Genomic DNA, 17717 nt, shown 5'->3' on the forward strand with positions numbered 1-17717 from the left:
CACTTAGACTGTCCCTGTCAGGGCATCTGCTCCTATGTTGCATTTTCGGGCGCCCATAGGGCGCATCAGTCGCTAACTCTTTGAATTTAGACGCTTTTAAGGATGTGTCCCTTCAACTTTGGACGCATCCGACCGAGAATCTGGGCGTCTGCACCCCTGGTAAATCCTTGATAATGCAGGAAGTTCACGCCAACAGGCGCGGCGAACGGACTCACGTCCGCCGTCGTGATGGCATGCTCAGCGCATGAGAAAAGTGCTGCTGATCAAGTCCCGTCGAACCCACGACCTCGAACGCGAGGAGGGTGACGAGCTGTCGACCGAAGAGAAGCTGAGGGCGGCTCTTGCGGAGCGGGTGGAGTCAGCATCGAACGATCGCGACAGGAAGCGCGCTCTTCGTGACCTCGAGGAATTCACATCAGCAGTATCCAGGCAGAAACACCCCAATAGCTCCTTATGGAGGAGATCAAAATGAGTGATGAAAAACCAGCAAATATTCGAGTGCGTATCATTGGTGATGGCACAACTCGCGGTACCAAGGTGTTGAACGCAGCGACGGGTGAGCCAATCAAGGGCATTCGTCGCATCTCCTACGATCAAGAGGCGTGGGGCCCAACGATCGTAAAACTTACCATGATTTGCCTGTTGGACGAATTGAACATCGAAGCGGGCATCGAAGATCTGGAGAACGAATCAACGCTTACAGTTCGTGAAGATATTTTCTGCGCGAAGTTGCGTGCCTCCTTGGCTGAGTCGGCCGCACAGAACTCAGATTGAGCGCAATCGAAATAGTGCGGATGAGCGTGCAAAGAGTCGCTCGTTCGCAAAAGAACCCCGGGGCGCTTCTTCTCCATCTCTGGGGTTCTTCCGCCAAGGCCGCTGAGCCTGCATCGCCGGCTCGTGGCGTTTGCGTCCCGTGCCGTTCTTCATTCGCCCGCAGACGGGGTGTTCCCGTAGCGCACGTCCTTCACCCTGAGTGCCACTTCGAGGCCGCAGACCCTGCCGTGGACGGAAAGCGAGCTATCGACCTACGAAAAGCTGAAGGCAGCTCTCGAGGAGCGCGTTGAAATAGCAGCGACTGATCGAGAACGCACGAGAGCTAGGCAAGACCTCGAGGCGTTCACATCGCTGAGTTCCCCCAAGGATGATCATTCCCAACGCTGCCGCATAAGTCAGGCGGGGTAGGATCGGGGGCAGCTCGTTGGGGATTTCAAGGGGCTCGAGGAGAAGGCTTTTATCCTTGCCTCTAAGTTCCTAATCGAGCGTATCAGGCGTCTTCACCCACTGCGACAGCGTGAACCTTGTTGGCCTGTTCCTGTTGAAGCTTTTTGAGCAAATCAACCAGCTTCTCCGAGTACTTGTGAGTGGCCTGCTTCAACCCCGATTTGAACGCCATGTGGTATTCGTTGTCGCTTGCTTTGATGTCGTACCCGACAACCTCATTTGCTAGAGGCAACAGCTTATGTGCATGCGCCCAATAGTTGAAGCCAAGCTTCTGTGCAACCTGCGTTAACAGGTATGGATAATCGAGATTTGGGTTAGAGACGTTGCTGATCCCAAGAACCATTGCGAGTTCGTTCGCGTCATCCGAGAGCTTCTCGATTTTTGTATAATCGATTTCGACCTTGTTCTTCGGAACGTCAGCGCGGACTAGATCAATAACTCGAGCAGCTAAGTGGCGGAGCACCTTCGTATTCACAGCGACTGGGGATGCCATGTCTGCGAGGCAGCGCAGTACCCACTCGAAGTCGCTCGTCACTATTGTTCTAACGCGTAACGCGGGCAATGATCCTGACTCAACAGGGACGACGTGCTCTTCTTTAAGGTGGCTCAGTAACAGGACGTCCGGAGTCCATTCAATATAATACACATTGTCGAGAAGGCCGCCCTTGTCCTTCATCGCTTCACCGAGGTCGGAGATTATTGCATTCACGTTCGCATCGCCAAGGCCATATCCAAGAATGAAGACGGGATACTCGGCGAAATAAGTCATCATCTTGCTGCTGATATAACGGCGCTTTTTCATAAAGCGATCGTAGTCAGCGTGAGTCAGAACGAGAGAAATCGGGTCCACGATGGAGCCGTGGATCTGATAAAGCTCACCCATGATGCTCATGGACATCGGGATAATCTGCTCGCCGACCACCAGTTCAAAATCTGGGAATAGCTCGGCTRCGAGTCCGTCAAAGTTTGTCGTGATGATCGCGTGGGGAGCTGTCTTCTTCAAAAGGTCAGTTTCAGCCTTGAGCGGGTGATCAGCTGGAAGTGGCCCATACCCTTTCAGATGCCCGGAAGCGAGGTGCTTCAGAAAGACAGATTTCTCGACTGAGGCAGTAAAGTAATCGGGTGGAAACTCGTCTTTGCCTGCCCCCCATGCCCACTCGTGTATCGGATCGATCAGGGCCGTCCCGATCATAGCAGGGTCATTGCCCACCTTTTGAGCCAGGAAATTATACTGGTCGCCGACGATCCCCGCCTTCGCGGCCACTGCAATGAGGAGCTCTGTCCAACTAGGCGCCCCGAGATATCGCCGCGTTATCCCCGAGCCGAGGAAGAGAACAGGGCGGGTACCTGTGCCTTTTAAGAGTTCCTGAATAGCGGCGCAGTTTTTCCCCTGATACGCCTTGAACTCTGCTTTTGTGACCATGTTGCCGCCCCCGAAATTATCCCTATCTTTGAGCACTTCGGTGATCGACCGCAAGATGGAGCCGTAGGATTGTTTGGATAGTCTGCTGAGGCAGTCTTGTAATCAGTCACGCCTCAGATTTTCGGGCGCAGGTCGGGCGCAAAAATCCTCAAACGGGCGTGAACAAACGTGAACGAGCAGGAAGTCACAGATGGGCTAAGTCGTTGGAATCGTTAGAACCAGTGACATGCAATGAAGTGGCGGTAAGCGTGACAGGAGGGACTACGAATCTGGGGGTCAGAGGTTCGAATCCTTTCGGGCGCGCCATTCTGCACAAGACTTTCAGCAAAATCGACGCCTTGCGTGCTCCCCGAAAAACGCCGACGGGGAAGCAGAGCCGTTAATCTCCGATCACGAGTGCTCGGGGCGACCGTCCCTTGGGCGATGTGGACACGTATCGCAGCCACACGGCGGAGTCTGCGAGAGTGACGAAGGCCTGGTAATTTCGATCTACCTGGTACGACCAACGTCCGGCTATCTCTGCAACGTATCTTGCAATTTGGCAGGGACTCGCCGTGATATGAGGCTGGTCAGATGTCTTGTACCAGGCGCTGCGTTCGACGCCCATGACGCAGCCATCCCTGTCGAAGAACAAGAACCGACTCGCTCCACATCGGCCGCACCAACCCATTTGAGGTGCGCTCCCCCACCTGTCTCTTGCCGGCGAGCGCGATGTGGCGGTCCTTGTAATGCACGAGGGTGCGCAACGGGGAAATGATGTAGACTTGCTGGAACTCGGGAGACCTCCATGCCGATATTCCTCGACCGACACGACCTGAAAGGCGCAACGGCAGCCGACATAGCCGAGGCCCATCGCAAGGACTTGGAGGTACAGGAAGCATACGGGGTGCGATTTCTCACCTATTGGTTCGACGAGGCACGGGGGACAGGCTTCTGCCTCATCGATGCTCCTGACATCCAAACTGCGATGCGGGTGCATGATGAGGCTCATGGCCATGTCGCAAAGGATGTGATCGAGGTCGATCTGTCTGCGGTCGAGGCTTTTCTGGGCCGCGTGTCCGATCCTGCACAGACGGCTGCCTCATCACACTTGACCTTCGACCCGGCCCTGCGCGCGATCATGTTCACGGACATTGTCGATTCCACCGCCATGACCGCGAGGCTGGGCGACGTCAGGGCGGTGGAGATGGTGCGCGCTCACGATGCGCTGGTCAGACGTGCATTAAATGACAAGGGAGGACGAGAGGTGAAGCACACCGGAGACGGGATCATGGCTTCGTTTGATGAAGTCACGGCTGCGGTGGATTGCAGCCGTGCCATTCAACAAGCGTTCGATGCCTTCAATCTGGCCAGTAGGGAAAAGCTCCGGGTTCGGATTGGCCTGGACGCCGGAGAGCCGGTCGCCGACAGCAACGACTTGTTTGGAGCGACGGTACAGATGGCGGCGCGCCTTTGTCAGAGTGCCGAACCCGATTCCATAGTCGTGTCTGAGGTGGTGCGCGGCCTTGTACCGGATCGGATCAACCTCGTGGATCTCGGTCGCCGGTCGCTCAAAGGTTTTGCTGATCCGGTGAGTGCGTTTGAAGTTTCGTGGCGAACATAGCCGAGACGCGCGAGCGACAGGTACCCGCCTCGAAATGACATTCATCAAGCGTGTTGTTGTCCTCTTGTCGATGGACTGCGTCAGCCGCTGATCGCTCGCCCGAACGCATCGTTAGGGATGTACCCGTCTGAATCGGCAGACAAGTCCGGCYGGATGCGGTTGAGAAAATACATATCGATGGCCCCGATATGTTTCACCTGGACTGAGCCGCGAGATTCGGTTTCGAACAGGCGCGATACCTGGTGCAAGGTGCTGGCAGAGATGTTCACCCGCCCTGGTTCGCACGCCTCTTCCAGCCGCTGCGCAACGTTCACTGCATTTCCCCAAACGTCGTAGGTGAAGCGGCGTTGCCCCACGATCCCCGCTACCACAGGACCGGAGTTGATCCCGATACGGAGTTCCCACGGCGGCAAGCGCAGTCGCTCGCGCTGCCGATTGGAGATGCGAATGAAACTTTGCATCTGCAGCGCCGCAAGACACGTATCGATGGCGTGTCTACGATTCTCATCCGGTAGGCCACCGGCTGCGATGAAAGCGTCGCCGACCGTCTTGATCGTTTCGATCCCGTTGGAGGCCGCAATCTCATCGAACCGCGCGAAGTTCTGGTCGAGTTGCCGGATGAGGCCAGCCGGATCGAGAGTCTCGGTGAGACGAGTGAACGCCTTGAAATCCGCAAAAAGAATCGTTGTCCCTTCGTGAAAACGCGGCTCGACCTTGCCATGCGCTTTGAGTTCCTCGGCTATCGATTCCGGCAGGATGTTTTTCAGAAGTTGGTCCGAACGCTCACGAGCGAGCTCGGCCGCCTCTTTGGCTTTAGAAAGTTCGGCCAACAATTCGTCGCGCTCGAGGAGCTGCCTTCGCAGTTCCAGTTGAGACATAGCCTGTTGCGCCAGGCGACGGACAGCTTCTCGCTGCGCAGGGCTCAACTGGTGGGGTTCAAATCCTATGACGCACAACGTGCCCAAGGCAAACCCTTCACGATTGATGAGGGGCATCCCGCAATAAAATCGAGCATACGGCTCACCCGCCACCATGGGGAGATCTCGAAACCGCTCGCTGGCTGTCAGGTCAGGCTCATAGATCAGATCGTTCGAGCACAAAGTCGTATTGCACATCGTGATCTCGCGCGGGCACTCGACCAGATCATCCGGTAGCCCGTACTTGGATTTTAACCACGCGCGCCGCTCGTCCATGAGACTGATCAGAGCAACCGGACAGCCGCAGATTTCAGCTGCCAGCTCGGTAAGTGCATCGTAGGAGAATTCCGGCGGGGTGTTCATGACGCGGTACAGCGCGAGAGCCGCAAGCCGGTCCGCTTCCTTTGAGGACAGTTCGTCCATCAATCCGCTCCCGCAGCCTTTTAGTCCTAGGTCTACCTGCGTGGCACCAGTTGTTATACCCAAGCACAAAAAGTAACTGGAATTGTGGCAGCGGCTGAGCCCACGGGTGGCAAAGGATGTTCTGTCCTTCACTCCGATATGAAGGCGGGTGACGTCGCCCATTCAGAGATGATTGGACCTTCCCTAGTCTCGAGATAACGGGGGAAGGTGATGCGAGGCCCCCCGGGGCCAAATATCGCTTCAGCGCGAATCGGGGTGGGGTCCCAGGCGGTTGCCGCTATCCAAAGCGTCGATGGTCGCCATCTCGTTATCGCCAAGCACAAAATCAAAGATCGAGATGTTCTCCACGATGCGTGCTGGCGTTGCCGATTTCGGAATGGCGATATTTCCCTTTTGCATATGCCAGCGCAAGATGACCTGCGCCGGGCTCTTCTGAAGCCGGCCTGCAATCGCCACGATAGCTGGCTCTTCGACGGCGCCCTTTGCCAAGGGGCTCCACGCTTCAGTCGCGATGCCGTGCACGCGGTGGAAGGCGGCAAGCTCCTCCTGCTGAAAGGTGGGGTGCAGCTCGATCTGGTTGATCGCGGGCACTGTTGCAGTCTCCGCGAGCAGCCGTTGGAGGTGCGGGATCTGAAAGTTGGAAACGCCGATCGCTCTGACACGACCTTCCGATCGAAGGGCCTCTAGGGCTCTCCATGTTTCGACGTAGAGATCGAGTTTCGGCATCGGCCAATGGATCAGATAGAGATCGATAACGTCCAGACGTAATCTACGCATCGAATCGTCGAAGGCTCGGCGGGCCGCGTCGAATCCATGACTTGCGTTGTCGAGCTTGGAAGTGATGAAGATCTCATTACGGTCGATGGCGCTTTCTTCGATTGCGCGACCCAAGCCCTCTTCGTTGCCGTAGAGCGCAGCCGTATCGATGCTTCGATAGCCCGCGTCCAACGCGAGCTTCACCAATCGAACGACATCGCTATTGTCCATCTGCCAGACGCCAAAGCCCAGCTGCGGAATTGCGACGGATTGGTTGAGGGTAACAGAAGGCACGGCATTCATCAGAGATCCTCCGACCGGGACGATATTTCAAGAGATGATCCGGCCGGGGGCGACCGGTTTTAACCGTAGTCTTGACCAGCGAGTTGTTCGCGCGTTGGCATGCCAGCCTGAGCTCCGTCGGAAAGGCACGCCATGGATGCGCCGCGGCAGGCGCGCTCGAGTGCTGTCGGGAGATCGAGATTTTCATCAAGACCACTGGCCAGAATGCCGACGAAAGTGTCGCCGGCACCCGTCGTATCCAGAGGGCGGATCGGCGTCGCCGCAACGGCCTCGCGGGCTCCGTCGGGTAGAAATGCAAAGGCACCGCGCGCGCCACCTGTGACGACGCAGATGCATCCAAGCCGGGACAGAGAGGCTCCGGCGTTTTCAATGTCGGGCGAACCGCACCCCAAGATCCTTGCGGCTGCGAGGGCTTCGTGCTCGTTGACCACGAAGACGTCCGTCGCGGCGATGAGGCTCGATAGATCTTCCGCGGAGAATTCCGACGGCGCGGGAGCGAAGTTCCACACGACTCGCCCCCCTGCGGCGCGTACCTGTCGGGCGACATTGAGGGAAGGAGGGAAGGGGACCTCCATCTGAAGAACCGCGACCGTCGAGGCGTCGACCGCGAGCGTTCGCACAGAGACATCCGTCAACGTTGCGTTTGCCCCGCTCGCGACCGTGATCGCATTCTCACCCTGATGATCCACAGTGATGAAGGCGCAACCTGTCGGCTCGGCGCCGACGGAAACCAAGTCGGCCATGACGCCATTGCGAACGAGATTGTTTTTGGCCGCGCGGCCAAATTCGTCGTCACCGACGTTGGCCACAATCGTCACCCGTCCCGGCATCGATGCGCGTGCCGCGGCGACGGCTTGGTTGGCGCCCTTGCCGCCGAACAGGGTGTCGTATCGCGGTGAAAGAACCGTCTCTCCGGGGCGCGGGATCGAAGGCACCCGGGCGACCAGATCGATGTTGATCGATCCAAATACGACGATCACAGCAGGCCTCCCTCTCTCGACTTCGAGGCCATCTAGCCTTTGGCCTCCATCGCATGAAGCTTCTCGACCCGGCGACGGCAATCTTCATCCGTCGAGAATGTGGCCGAGAGGTAAGATGAGACCAGATCCTGCGCCAGCCAAGGACCGATGATCTGGGCTCCGATGCACATGACGTTCACATCGTCATGTTCGACGGATTGGTGCGCCGAGTGGACGTCATGGCACACGGCAGCGCGGATGCCCCGGACTTTGTTGGCAGCGATTGAGGCACCGACACCGGTGCCGCACACCATGATGCCTCGCTCGGCCTCGCCTGAAGTCACTTTGCGGGTCAATTCGCGGGCGATGTCGGGGAAGTCGACAGGCTTTTCATCGAACGATCCCGCGTCGACAACTTCGTGTCCTAGCGAGCGAACATGCTCGATTATGGATTTCTTGAGAGGCCATCCGGCGTGGTCCGACCCGATTACGACGCGCATTGAACGATACCTTGTGTTTGCAATTGGGAAAGAACGAGTGGTGCCCAAGGCACCACTCGAATTACGGGTCAGCCACGCATATCCGCAGGCAATTCGCTGCCGTGGAATTTCTTGTAAATTTCGTTGAGCTTGCCGTTCTTGAGATTGGTCATGATCCACTCGTTGAGTTTTTCGGTGAGACGGGGCTCGCCCTTACGCAGGCCGATGGCGAGATCGAAGGTCCGGATCAGCACCTTCGGCTCAAACACGCGGCTGGGGTTCTTGACGCCAATTTGATTGACGATTGTCGCAGACGTCGCGACGCAATCCGCTTGGCCGGAGATCGCGGCCGTCACCATGGTGGCATCGTCGTCAAAGCGAGCGAGGGTCAGGTTCCGATCCTTCATGTTGGTCAACTCGGTGTCCTGAGTCGTGCCGCGGGAGACGGCGATCRTCTTGCCCTTCAGATCGTCCCAGTTCTTGACCTCGACGGATTTCAGGCAACCGACCACGGATTGCAGAGCCGCATAGGCTTTGGTGAAATCGATCACCTTGGCACGGTCGGGCGTCACCGAAAGGGTCGAGATGATGATGTCGGCCTTATTGGTCTGGACGTTCGGAATGCGTGTTGCGCCCGTGGTTTGTATGAATTCGAGTTCGAGACCCCAATCTTTTGCAAGAAGCTGAGCCGTCTCGACGTCGGAGCCGGTTGGTTTCATGTTTCCGTCGACCATGCCGGATGGCGGAATGGCAAGGTCGGTCGCAATGCGGATTTTCTTTGCCTTCATCACATCGTCGAGCAGATCGGCGCGCGCCGCCGTCGAGCCGAGTGCGGCCATACACATGGTCGCGATCGCGACGGCATAGAATGAGTGCTTCTTCATTTTCGTTTTCTCCCTGAAGTTTGTTAAATGGTTGACACAGTCAAAGTCCGGTGCCCACGAACTGGGCCAGTTCCGGGGTCGTTGGAGATGTCAGGATCGTGGCGCGTCCAGTCTCATGAACCTTGCCGCGATGCATGAACACAACCCGGTCGGCGATGCCCCTGGCAAATCCCATCTCGTGCGTGACCATCACCATGGTCATGCCGTCCGCAGCGAGTGCTTCAATAACCTTCAGCACTTCACCGGTCAGCTCCGGATCGAGGGCAGAGGTCACTTCGTCGAACAGCATCACCTTCGGCTGCATGGCAAGCGAGCGGGCGATCGCCGCGCGTTGCTGCTGGCCGCCGGAAAGCTGCTCGGGATACTGATGGAGCTTGTCCTCCAACCCAACCTGGGCAAGGACCTGCCGTGCCTGTTCCTTCGCCTGTTCCTTCGCGACGCGCTTCACCGAACAGGGCGCAAGGATGATGTTTTCTTCAATCGTCAGATGAGGGAACAGGTTGTAGCTCTGAAAGACAATGCCAACGTCCTGCCGCAACGCACGCAGATCAAGCATCGGGTCGCTCACGCGGTGGCCGCATACGTGGATCTCACCGCTGTCGATCGTCTCGAAACGGTCGATGCAGCGCAGGGCCGTGCTCTTGCCCGATCCGCTGCGGCCGATCACGGCCAGAACCTCTCCGCGGTCGACCTCGAAATCGACGCCGTCGAGCACCTTGAGCTTGCCGAAGCTCTTGTGAACGTCCTTGAGCGACACGACCGGCGAGTTTGTCTGTGGAGCGGGTGTCTTGCGCATGTCAGGCGGTCTCGATGATGGGGCGCACCGGACCGCCGCGCGCTTCAAGCCGACGGCTGACGCGCGAGACCGGATAGCACAGGGCGAAATAGATCGCTGCGATGATGGCGTAGATCAGGAATGGTTCGAACAGCGAGTTGTTGATGATCTGCCCGGACCGCGCGAGCTCCACGAAACCAACGACCGAGGCGAGCGACGTGTTCTTGATGATCTGCACCATGAAACCCACGGTCGGAGGTGTCGCGATGCGGATTGCTTGCGGCAGGATGACTTTCGTCATTCGCTGGAAACGGCTCAAGGCGAGCCCTTCTGCCGCCTCCCATTGCGGCCGCGGGACGGATTGCAAACAGCCGCGCCAAATCTCCCCAAGGTATGCCGCCACGTAGACGGTCAACGATGCTCCCGCCGCAACCAGCGGCGAAATCGTCAGACCGAGTGCCGGAAGCCCGAAATATGTGAGAAACATGATAACGAGGAGAGGCGTACCCTGAATGAGCTGGACATAGCCGGCGCTGAGAAGTCGGACCGCGCGAACGGGCGAGATACGGCAGAGCGCGATCACAAGACCCCCCATGCCGCCGCCGATGAGCCCGATCAACGACAGGCCGACCGTCCACAATGCACCGTGGCCGAGAAACAGCAGATGGTTGATGTTCAGCGAGCCGCCCATGTTCGCCTCCTCACAACGGTGTGCCAAGGCGCCGGCGGCGCGGAAAGAGGGCCAGACCGAGCAACCAGAACCCGCCGCGCATGAGAAGTGACAGACAGACGTAGGCGATCGCCACGAGAATGTATGTCTCGAACGCCCGGTAGGTATCGGATTGCACATAGTTGGCGACGGCCGTGAGTTCCTCGGCCGAAATCTGGGACGTCACCGACGAGGCGAGCATCAGCAGGACGAATTGACTGGTGAGTGCCGGATAGACCTTTTCGATCGCCGGCCACAGCACGACATGCCAATAGATCTGGGCACGCGACAGCGCGAGGCCCTCGGCCGCCTCGATCTGACCGCGCGGGATCGAATCGAAGCCCGCCCGAATGATCTCCGTCGTATAGGCACCGACATTGATAGTGAGAGCCGCGGCCGCGACCGTGAAGGCCGAGAACTTCAAGCCGAGGCTCGCGAGGCCGAAATAGACGAGGAATATCTGGACGAGCAGCGGCGTGTTGCGGATCGTCTCGACATAGATGCCGCAGATGCGAACAATGAACGGATGGCTGCTTCGACGCCCGATGGCGCCGAGAACGCCGATCACGGCTCCCAACAGAGTTGCTATGAAGGCGAGTTCGAGCGTCAGCACCGCTCCATTGAGGAAGAGCGGCCATCGATCGAAGATGGCGGCAAAATCGAGGTTGAGATTCATGACCGCGCGCCCATGCTCACGGAGCACTCTGATTTGTCATGCGGTCATAGACACGGAAGAGCGCCTGGTTGCCGTTCGTCCCCTCCCCATGCGCGCGCGCCTCGACATACTGGCTCGTCACGAGCGCCGTTCCTGGCAGCGGGACATTGAGCGACAGTGCCTGTTCCTGCACGAGGCGAAGATCCTTCAGCATCAAGTCGATGCGAAAACCGGCGGAAGCGTCTCCGGCGATCATGGCAGGGCCGAGTCTGTCGAGCATCCAGGAGGCCGCCGAACCACCAAGAAGCACGTTGCGAAGCTGCTCGAGATCGACCCCCGACGCGCGGCCGAGCGCCAGGGCCTCACAAATGGCCTGGAGGTTAATGGCACAAACGAGTTGGTTGCAGAGCTTCACGGTCTGCCCCGCGCCCGCCTCTCCAACGTGGGTGATCGTGGTGCCCATCGCGCGGAAAAAGGGCTCGGCTCGCGCGAAGGCCGCCTTATCGCCTCCAACCATGATCGACAGTGAGGCGTTCTTCGCACCAACTGGGCCGCCGGAGACCGGCGCATCGAGGAAGTCCACACCTTTGTCACGGAGGTCCGCGTGGATGCGCCGGACCGCGACGGGAGAAATGGTGCTCATGTCAACGATGAGGCGGCCCCGCGGAGGCGCTTCCAGGAGACCCTGCGCGCCATACACGATCTCCTCCACTTGGGGCGTGTCGGGAAGCATGGAGATGACGATGTCGGCATCCGCCGCAGCGTTGGAAGGGCTTTCAGCAGGGGAGGCGTTGTGGGATAAAAGTTCGTCGATGGCGTCCTTGCGCACGTCATACGCACACACGTCATGGCCGGCTTTTAGCAGGTTGATGGCCATTTCGCGGCCCATAGTTCCCAGGCCGATGAAGCCGACTTTTCCTTTTGGGTGAGCGCCTGACATCGCGGTCTCTTGTGCTTGAATCCGTGTCATGATGAAGCGCTCCGACGCCCAGGTTCGCCGATCGCAGCACGGCGGCGGAAATCGTCGCCGATGGCAAAATGCTCGCGCAGGATCCTCTCGGCATGTTCCGGATCGCGCCCCACGATGGCATCGAATATCCGCCGGTGATCGTCGACGAGATAGGTCTTCATGGTTCCAAAAACCTGGAGGAGTTCCCGTCGTCCGCGATGTGAACGCATCAGAATACCCGACATCGACTGATGCAGGATGATGAGCGTCTCGGATTTTCCGGCGGCCACCACGGCGCGATGAAACTCGAAATCGGCCAGTCCGCCGGCATCCGCGTCGTCGATTGTTTCGGCGATGCGCGCCAGTGCATGCTGGAGCTTCTCGAAATCGGTCACCGTCGCGCGCTCCGCGGCCAGCCGAACCGCCTGGCATTCGATGGCGATGCGGGCCTGCATCACATCCTCGAGGACTTCGGCCTGCTGTGCGAACGCAAACGTGAAAAAGTCATTGAGGACGGATAGGTCGGGCCGACGGACAATCGTCCCCACCCGGTCACGGATTTCCACAACCCCCAGCACCGTAAGCGCGCGCAGGGCCTCTCGCAGAATCGGTCGACTGACACCGAGTTGCGCAGCTAGATCGCGCTCGGGGATGAGCCGGTCGCCCGGTCGCAAAGAGCCCGCGAGCAAACGCTCGCGCAAGAAGGCGAAAACCTTCTCGAACCCTTTGCCGCCACTCTCCCCAAGCCGCGTGATTTCAAGATCAGCGGTCATTTATCGTTCCTTGGTCATACCAACATGCATACCAAGCTAAATGCGGTCAATCAGGGACAATGTTACGTGACCCCGTCGCTGCGCGGAATTCGCTTTCCTCGACCCTGCGGAGCGGCGCGATCTGATGGACGGTTAATTTGCTGCAGTCGGTCGTTGACGCATTAGGTGGTTGCGCGCGCCTATCCTGCCGATCGTTCGAGCGCTGGCTCGTCTTGAACGTTGAGAAGCAACTTGATCTTCTGCGCGAGGTCGGCTGCCCGGTAAGGTTTGTAGAGAACGTTTGAATCGCCAATTCCTGCGGAATCTTCCACGTAGCCGGTCGTGAGCAAAACTTTGATCGCGGGGTAGCCCTCTCTGATCGCACCCGCCAAATCGATGCCGCTGAATTGCCCCGGCATCCTTACGTCGCTCAGGATCAGTTCGAAATCCGATCGCGCGCGGAGCATTTCGAGCGCGTCGTCCGCGGTTTCGGCCTGCGCAACGCCAAAACCGAGAGATCTCAACGTAGACACGGCAACTGTCCGGACGGCGGGGTCGTCCTCTACCACGAGCACCCTGCGTCCTTCGCCGAAGGGCAACGTATCCTCCGTTTCGTCGGGCACTCGCCGGATTGCGACGGCTTCTCCAGCAACACGAGGGATCCGAAGACGGATGGTGGTTCCCTGACCGGGAGCGGTGTCAATATCAATGTGCCCACCGGACTGCGTAACGAATCCGTAGACCATGCTCAGACCAAGACCTGTTCCCTTTCCAGCATCCTTTGTAGTGAAGAAGGGTTCGAATACACGTTCGCGCACCTCCGGCGGCATCCCCGTGCCTTTGTCGATCACCGAAATGACAACATGACTTCCCAGCCGTCCGGTGACGTCCGTCGCGCAGTTTTCAATCTCGATGACAAGATCGCCGCCCTTCGGCATCGCATCGCGGGCGTTGACGGCAAGGTTGAGGAGTGCCGCCTCGAGCTGTGCCTGATCAACCCGGATCGGCCAAACATCGTCGGCGGACTTCAGCTGGAGGCGGATCCTCTCCCCGAGCGTCCGGCTCATGAGCTCAAGGAGTCCAGGCATGACGTTGTTGACGTCGATGATCATGGTCTGGAGTGGCTCCCGCCGGGAAAAGGCGAGAAGGCGATGGGTAAGGTCAGCGCAGCGCTGGGCGCCCTCAAGCGCCATCGACACCCGCTTGCGGGCGCGCTCATTGTTCTTGATCGATTTCTGCAGAAGGTCGAGATTGCCGATGACGACGCTCAACATGTTGTTGAAGTCATGCGCGATTCCGCCCGTGAGTCGACCGACCGCCTCAAGCTTGCTGGCGTGCAAAAGGTTCTGCTCGAGCTGTTTGCGATCGGTGATGTCGAACCACATCCCGAAAATTTCACGAACCTGATTGCCTTCGTCCCGCACCAGCACCGTGTGATCGAGGAAATAGCGATCAGCCCCGTCGGCGGCTTTCCATCGATACTCCAGCGACACGGATCCCAGCTCGTGCAGGTCCGCGAGCTGCGATAGCACCCGCTCGCGATCTTCCGGATGGAGCCGTGTTGACCAAAAATCGCTGCCCCCTAAAAAATCCTGCGGCTTGAAGCCCGTGAGGGATTCAATGCTTTCATTGGTGAATTGAAGCCGCCGGTGGTTCTCCTGAAGCGATCCCGTAAACAACGCCATGGGCAGAGAGCCGAGGATGATGGATTGATGCTCCTCGCGCCGCCGGAGCATCTGCTCTGTCTTCAGCTTCTCACTGCGAACCTGGAGGTTCTCTACCAGAAGCCGGCGCTCCTCTTCTCCCTGGCGGCGAATTTCCTCGGTTTTGCGATGAAGATCGACGAAGACGTCGACCTTCGATTTTAGGATCAGCGGCTCAATCGGTTTGAAGACATAGTCCACGGCCCCTGCATTGTATCCGCGGAAGACCTGGAGATCGTCCTTGTTGAACGCTGTCAGGAAGAGAATGGGCACCCGCGACGAGCGGGGCCGGGCGCGGATCAGTCCGGCGACCTCGTATCCGTCGATGACGGGCATCTGAACATCGAGCAGAATGACGGCGAAATCATCCTGCAGAACGTGCCGCAATGCGGATTGGCCCGAATCCGCAGTGATAATCTCCACGCCGGGAGCCCACAGCATCTCCTTGACAGCAAGAAGATTGCGCGGATCGTCATCTACCACGAGGATTTTGGTCGGCAGGAGTTGCGGAGCGATGATGCCCGACCTCACGGGATGGCGTAAATCCATCTCGTCGCTGCTCGTGGATTGGGTCATGGACGCGACTCGCTATCCGACGCGTAAACTCGACTGTCGATTCGATGCTGGCTGCGGGAAAGCTGAACACGCAGAACTGCCAGGAGCTGATCGATGTCGACCGGCTTGGAGACGTAGTCAGTCGCCCCGGCTTCGATGCACTTTTCGCGATCGCCAATCATCGCCTTCGCGGTGATCGCAACCAGTGGGAGGCTACCGTACTCCCGCCTTGCGCGGATCGCCTGCATAGTTTCGAAACCATCCATCTCCGGCATCATGATATCGACCAGCATGATCTCGACATCGGGATTGCTCTTTAGCATCCGAATGCCTTCGCGACCGTTTTCGGCGAAGATCACATCCATTCCGTGCTGTTCGAGCACACTCGTGAGCGAGAAGATGTTGCGAACGTCGTCGTCTACGATCAGGACTTTTCGACCCCGAAGGGAAACCTCACTCGGTCGTTCCACGGCAATCGGGCGCCGCTCGCCGCTCTCCGTGATTGCCTTGTGAAGGAAGAGCGAAGTCTCGCTCAGGAGTTTTTCCGGCGACCCGTTGCCCTTGACGATAATCGTGGAGGCAATGTTCGCCAGCCGGGTCTCGTCGGCCCTGCTCAGCTCAAGGCCCGTATAGACAATGATGGGCAACTCCTCGCCACCCCGCAGCGTGCGAATGCGCTCAATCAGTTCCGCTCCGGGCATGTCCGGAAGGCCGAGATCGATGATCGCACCATCGAAACTGCTGGTCTGGATTGCTTCGAGCGCAGCCTCCGCAGTCCCTAGGTCCGTCACCTGAACCGCGTTGTCTTTTAGAAGCTCAACCATGCTCATGCGTTGATTCGCATCGTCCTCGACCAGAAGCAGGTTCTTCACGGGCCGGTCGATGAATTCCTTGGCTCGCGAGAGGGCATTCATCAGCGATTCCCTATCCACAGGCTTTTCCAGGAATCCGAAGGCGCCTGCACGAAGGCCACGCTTCTTTTGATCGTCGACCGAAATCACGTGGATCGGCACATGGCGAGTTCGTGGATCGTGCTTCAAGAGATCCAGGAGCGCCCAGCCGTCCATATCGGGAAGCCCGATATCGAGCGTGATCGCGTGCGGCTTATAACGGTGGGCCAAGGCCAGCGCAGTTGCGCCGTCGTTAGCGATGAGTCCCTTGATGCCCTTTTCTCGTGCAAGTTCGAGGAGGACAGACGCGAACATCGTGTCGTCCTCGACGATGAGTACCACGTGGTCGTCGGGTGCAATCGTGTGACGATCGTCGGCTGAAGCCGACAGGGCGCTTGGCATCGCGGGGCGCACGATATTGCCGTCGATGCTGGCGATACGGCCATCCATCTCAAGGATCGACGGGGCTTCGAGAGGCAGAAACAGGGTGAAGGTCGATCCCTCGCCCTCTTGGCTGGCAAGAACGATCTCCCCTCCGAGAAGCCGTGCGATCTCGCGGCTGATGGCAAGCCCGAGGCCGGTACCGCCGTATCGGCGGCTTGTCGTTCCATCGGCCTGTTGGAAGGCCTCGAAGATGATGCGCTGCTTGTCCTCGGGAATGCCAATGCCCGTGTCCTGTACCGACAAGGCGATCCAGTCGCTTCCGGCGCGAAGCGGCGAGCCCTCGGCAGATCCGATCTTCAACGTGACGCCGCCTGTCTCGGTGAACTTGAAGGCGTTGGAGAGCAGATTGCGCATCACCTGCTGCAGACGCTTCGAGTCCGTCCTGAGCGTTGAGGGAAGCTCCGGATCGATCTCGATCTTGAATTCGATATCATTCTCCTCCGCAACCTGTCGGAACGTGCGCTCCATATGGTCGGTCAGTTCGCGGAAGCTCACGCTCGTGAGTTCGAGGCTGACCGTTCCGGATTCGATCTTCGAGAGATCGAGGATATCATTGATGAGCGAAAGCAGATCCGACCCCGCCGCGTGGATTGTCTTTGCGAATTCCCGCTGCTTGTTCGACATGTTGCCTTCTGAATTTTCCGTCAGCAATTTTGACAGAATGAGCAAGCTGTTCAAAGGCGTACGCAACTCATGGCTCATATTGGCCAGGAACTGAGACTTATATCGAGAGGTCAGCGATAGCTGTTCGGCCTTGTCCTCGAGGGCCGACTTCGCGTGGGAAACTTCGCGGTTCTTGCTTTCAACCTCTCTCTTCTGAATCTCCAGAAGGCGAGCCTTATCCTCAAGCTCTTCGTTGGTCTGCCGCAGGGCGTCCTGCTGTTGGCGCAACAGTTCCTCCGATCGCCGCAAGGTTGTGGCCTGCTGCTCCAAACGATCATTGGTGCTCTTGAGTTCCTCCTGCTGGCTCTGAAGCTCGGTTGTGAGCAGCTGGGACTGCTTGAGCAAGCCTTCCGTGCGCATGTTCGCGGCGATCGTATTCAAAACGATGCCGATCGACTCGGTCAGCTGGTCGAGGAATGACTGGTGCGTCTCGCTGAATCGATTGAACGAGGCAAGCTCGATGACGGCCTTGACCTCCTGCTCGAACAAGACGGGCAGCACGATAATGTTGAAAGGCGCGGCCTCTCCGAGCGCCGAGCTGATGGTAATGTAGTCGCTCGGAACCTGCGTCAGGAGAATGCGCTTTTTCTCATACGCAACTTGCCCGACCAGCCCCTCGCGAAGGCGGAATTTGTTGGCCAGATGCTTACGCTC

The 17717-nt window shown here is 58.4% G+C and carries 16 protein-coding genes; 3 read left to right on the plus strand and 13 right to left on the minus strand.

The window, feature by feature from the left end:
- The first annotated feature begins 244 nt into the window (after positions 1-244).
- Together AC1DVM_RS18485 and AC1DVM_RS18490 are read left to right on the plus strand one after the other, a co-directional pair.
- Positions 245-472 (plus strand): hypothetical protein, encoded by a 228-nt coding sequence (locus tag AC1DVM_RS18485; protein WP_477256791.1) that lies wholly within the window; start codon positions 245-247, stop codon positions 470-472.
- Positions 469-774 carry a hypothetical protein gene (locus tag AC1DVM_RS18490; RefSeq protein ID WP_477256793.1) on the plus strand — a complete coding sequence of 102 codons (306 nt, stop codon included), beginning with the start codon at positions 469-471 and terminating at the stop codon, positions 772-774. Before AC1DVM_RS18485 ends, AC1DVM_RS18490 begins: the two co-directional genes overlap by 4 nt.
- A 490-nt stretch (positions 775-1264) precedes the next feature.
- On the opposite strand, the gene AC1DVM_RS18495 is transcribed toward AC1DVM_RS18490, so the two are convergent.
- Positions 1265-2698, minus strand: coding sequence for an SIR2 family NAD-dependent protein deacylase (locus tag AC1DVM_RS18495; protein WP_477256795.1), 1434 nt, complete (start codon positions 2696-2698; stop codon positions 1265-1267).
- Between the two features lie 733 nt (positions 2699-3431).
- Here AC1DVM_RS18495 and AC1DVM_RS18500 point away from each other — a divergent pair.
- A complete protein-coding gene (locus AC1DVM_RS18500) occupies positions 3432-4247 on the plus strand; it encodes a nickel-binding protein (protein WP_477256797.1) in 816 nt (271 codons plus the stop codon).
- Between the two features lie 80 nt (positions 4248-4327).
- On the opposite strand, the gene AC1DVM_RS18505 is transcribed toward AC1DVM_RS18500, so the two are convergent.
- The 12 genes from AC1DVM_RS18505 to AC1DVM_RS18560 all read right to left on the minus strand — a co-directional run.
- Positions 4328-5587 carry an adenylate/guanylate cyclase domain-containing protein gene (locus tag AC1DVM_RS18505; protein ID WP_477256799.1) on the minus strand — a complete coding sequence of 420 codons (1260 nt, stop codon included), beginning with the start codon at positions 5585-5587 and terminating at the stop codon, positions 4328-4330.
- A gap of 240 nt (positions 5588-5827) precedes the next feature.
- Positions 5828-6646, minus strand: coding sequence for an aldo/keto reductase (locus AC1DVM_RS18510; protein WP_477256801.1), 819 nt, complete (start codon positions 6644-6646; stop codon positions 5828-5830).
- Between the two features lie 59 nt (positions 6647-6705).
- A complete protein-coding gene (locus AC1DVM_RS18515) occupies positions 6706-7626 on the minus strand; it encodes a ribokinase (protein ID WP_477256803.1) in 921 nt (306 codons plus the stop codon).
- A 32-nt stretch (positions 7627-7658) separates the two neighbouring features.
- Complete coding sequence (rpiB, locus tag AC1DVM_RS18520) at positions 7659-8105, minus strand: ribose 5-phosphate isomerase B (RefSeq protein WP_477256805.1); 447 nt, start codon at positions 8103-8105, stop codon at positions 7659-7661.
- A 68-nt stretch (positions 8106-8173) separates the two neighbouring features.
- Entirely contained in the window at positions 8174-8929 is a 756-nt protein-coding gene (locus AC1DVM_RS18525) for a transporter substrate-binding domain-containing protein (RefSeq protein ID WP_477256820.1), read from the minus strand.
- Positions 8930-9008: 79 nt separating this feature from the next.
- The gene (locus AC1DVM_RS18530) at positions 9009-9764 is read right to left on the minus strand and encodes an amino acid ABC transporter ATP-binding protein (protein ID WP_477256807.1); all 756 of its coding nucleotides are present in this window, start codon (positions 9762-9764) and stop codon (positions 9009-9011) included.
- Position 9765: 1 nt separating this feature from the next.
- On the minus strand, positions 9766-10434 hold the full coding sequence (locus tag AC1DVM_RS18535; RefSeq protein ID WP_477256809.1) for an amino acid ABC transporter permease: 669 nt from the start codon (positions 10432-10434) through the stop codon (positions 9766-9768).
- Between the two features lie 10 nt (positions 10435-10444).
- The gene (locus AC1DVM_RS18540; RefSeq protein WP_477256811.1) at positions 10445-11128 is read right to left on the minus strand and encodes an amino acid ABC transporter permease; all 684 of its coding nucleotides are present in this window, start codon (positions 11126-11128) and stop codon (positions 10445-10447) included.
- 16 nt (positions 11129-11144) lie between these two features.
- Positions 11145-12077 (minus strand): NAD(P)-dependent oxidoreductase, encoded by a 933-nt coding sequence (locus tag AC1DVM_RS18545; protein ID WP_477256813.1) that lies wholly within the window; start codon positions 12075-12077, stop codon positions 11145-11147.
- Complete coding sequence (locus AC1DVM_RS18550; protein ID WP_477256814.1) at positions 12074-12829, minus strand: FadR/GntR family transcriptional regulator; 756 nt, start codon at positions 12827-12829, stop codon at positions 12074-12076. The genes AC1DVM_RS18545 and AC1DVM_RS18550 overlap by 4 nt, the downstream gene beginning before the upstream one ends.
- 179 nt (positions 12830-13008) lie before the next feature.
- Complete coding sequence (locus tag AC1DVM_RS18555) at positions 13009-15087, minus strand: response regulator (RefSeq protein WP_477256816.1); 2079 nt, start codon at positions 15085-15087, stop codon at positions 13009-13011.
- Positions 15084-17717: hybrid sensor histidine kinase/response regulator (locus AC1DVM_RS18560; protein ID WP_477256818.1), on the minus strand; the 2634-nt coding region annotated here is incomplete at its 5' end. The genes AC1DVM_RS18560 and AC1DVM_RS18555, both read right to left, overlap by 4 nt.

This window comes from Microvirga sp. P4_A5, assembly GCF_056402495.1.

Coding starts and splice junctions, on each gene's coding strand:
- AC1DVM_RS18485 (WP_477256791.1), top strand. CDS start 245: ATGAGAAAAGTGCTGCTGATCAAGTCCCGTCGAACCCACGACCTCGAA.
- AC1DVM_RS18490 (WP_477256793.1), top strand. CDS start 469: ATGAGTGATGAAAAACCAGCAAATATTCGAGTGCGTATCATTGGTGAT.
- AC1DVM_RS18500 (WP_477256797.1), top strand. CDS start 3,432: ATGCCGATATTCCTCGACCGACACGACCTGAAAGGCGCAACGGCAGCC.
- AC1DVM_RS18510 (WP_477256801.1), bottom strand. CDS start 6,646: ATGAATGCCGTGCCTTCTGTTACCCTCAACCAATCCGTCGCAATTCCG.
- rpiB (WP_477256805.1), bottom strand. CDS start 8,105: ATGCGCGTCGTAATCGGGTCGGACCACGCCGGATGGCCTCTCAAGAAA.
- AC1DVM_RS18530 (WP_477256807.1), bottom strand. CDS start 9,764: ATGCGCAAGACACCCGCTCCACAGACAAACTCGCCGGTCGTGTCGCTC.
- AC1DVM_RS18535 (WP_477256809.1), bottom strand. CDS start 10,434: ATGGGCGGCTCGCTGAACATCAACCATCTGCTGTTTCTCGGCCACGGT.
- AC1DVM_RS18540 (WP_477256811.1), bottom strand. CDS start 11,128: ATGAATCTCAACCTCGATTTTGCCGCCATCTTCGATCGATGGCCGCTC.
- AC1DVM_RS18545 (WP_477256813.1), bottom strand. CDS start 12,077: ATGACACGGATTCAAGCACAAGAGACCGCGATGTCAGGCGCTCACCCA.
- AC1DVM_RS18550 (WP_477256814.1), bottom strand. CDS start 12,829: ATGACCGCTGATCTTGAAATCACGCGGCTTGGGGAGAGTGGCGGCAAA.
- AC1DVM_RS18555 (WP_477256816.1), bottom strand. CDS start 15,087: ATGACCCAATCCACGAGCAGCGACGAGATGGATTTACGCCATCCCGTG.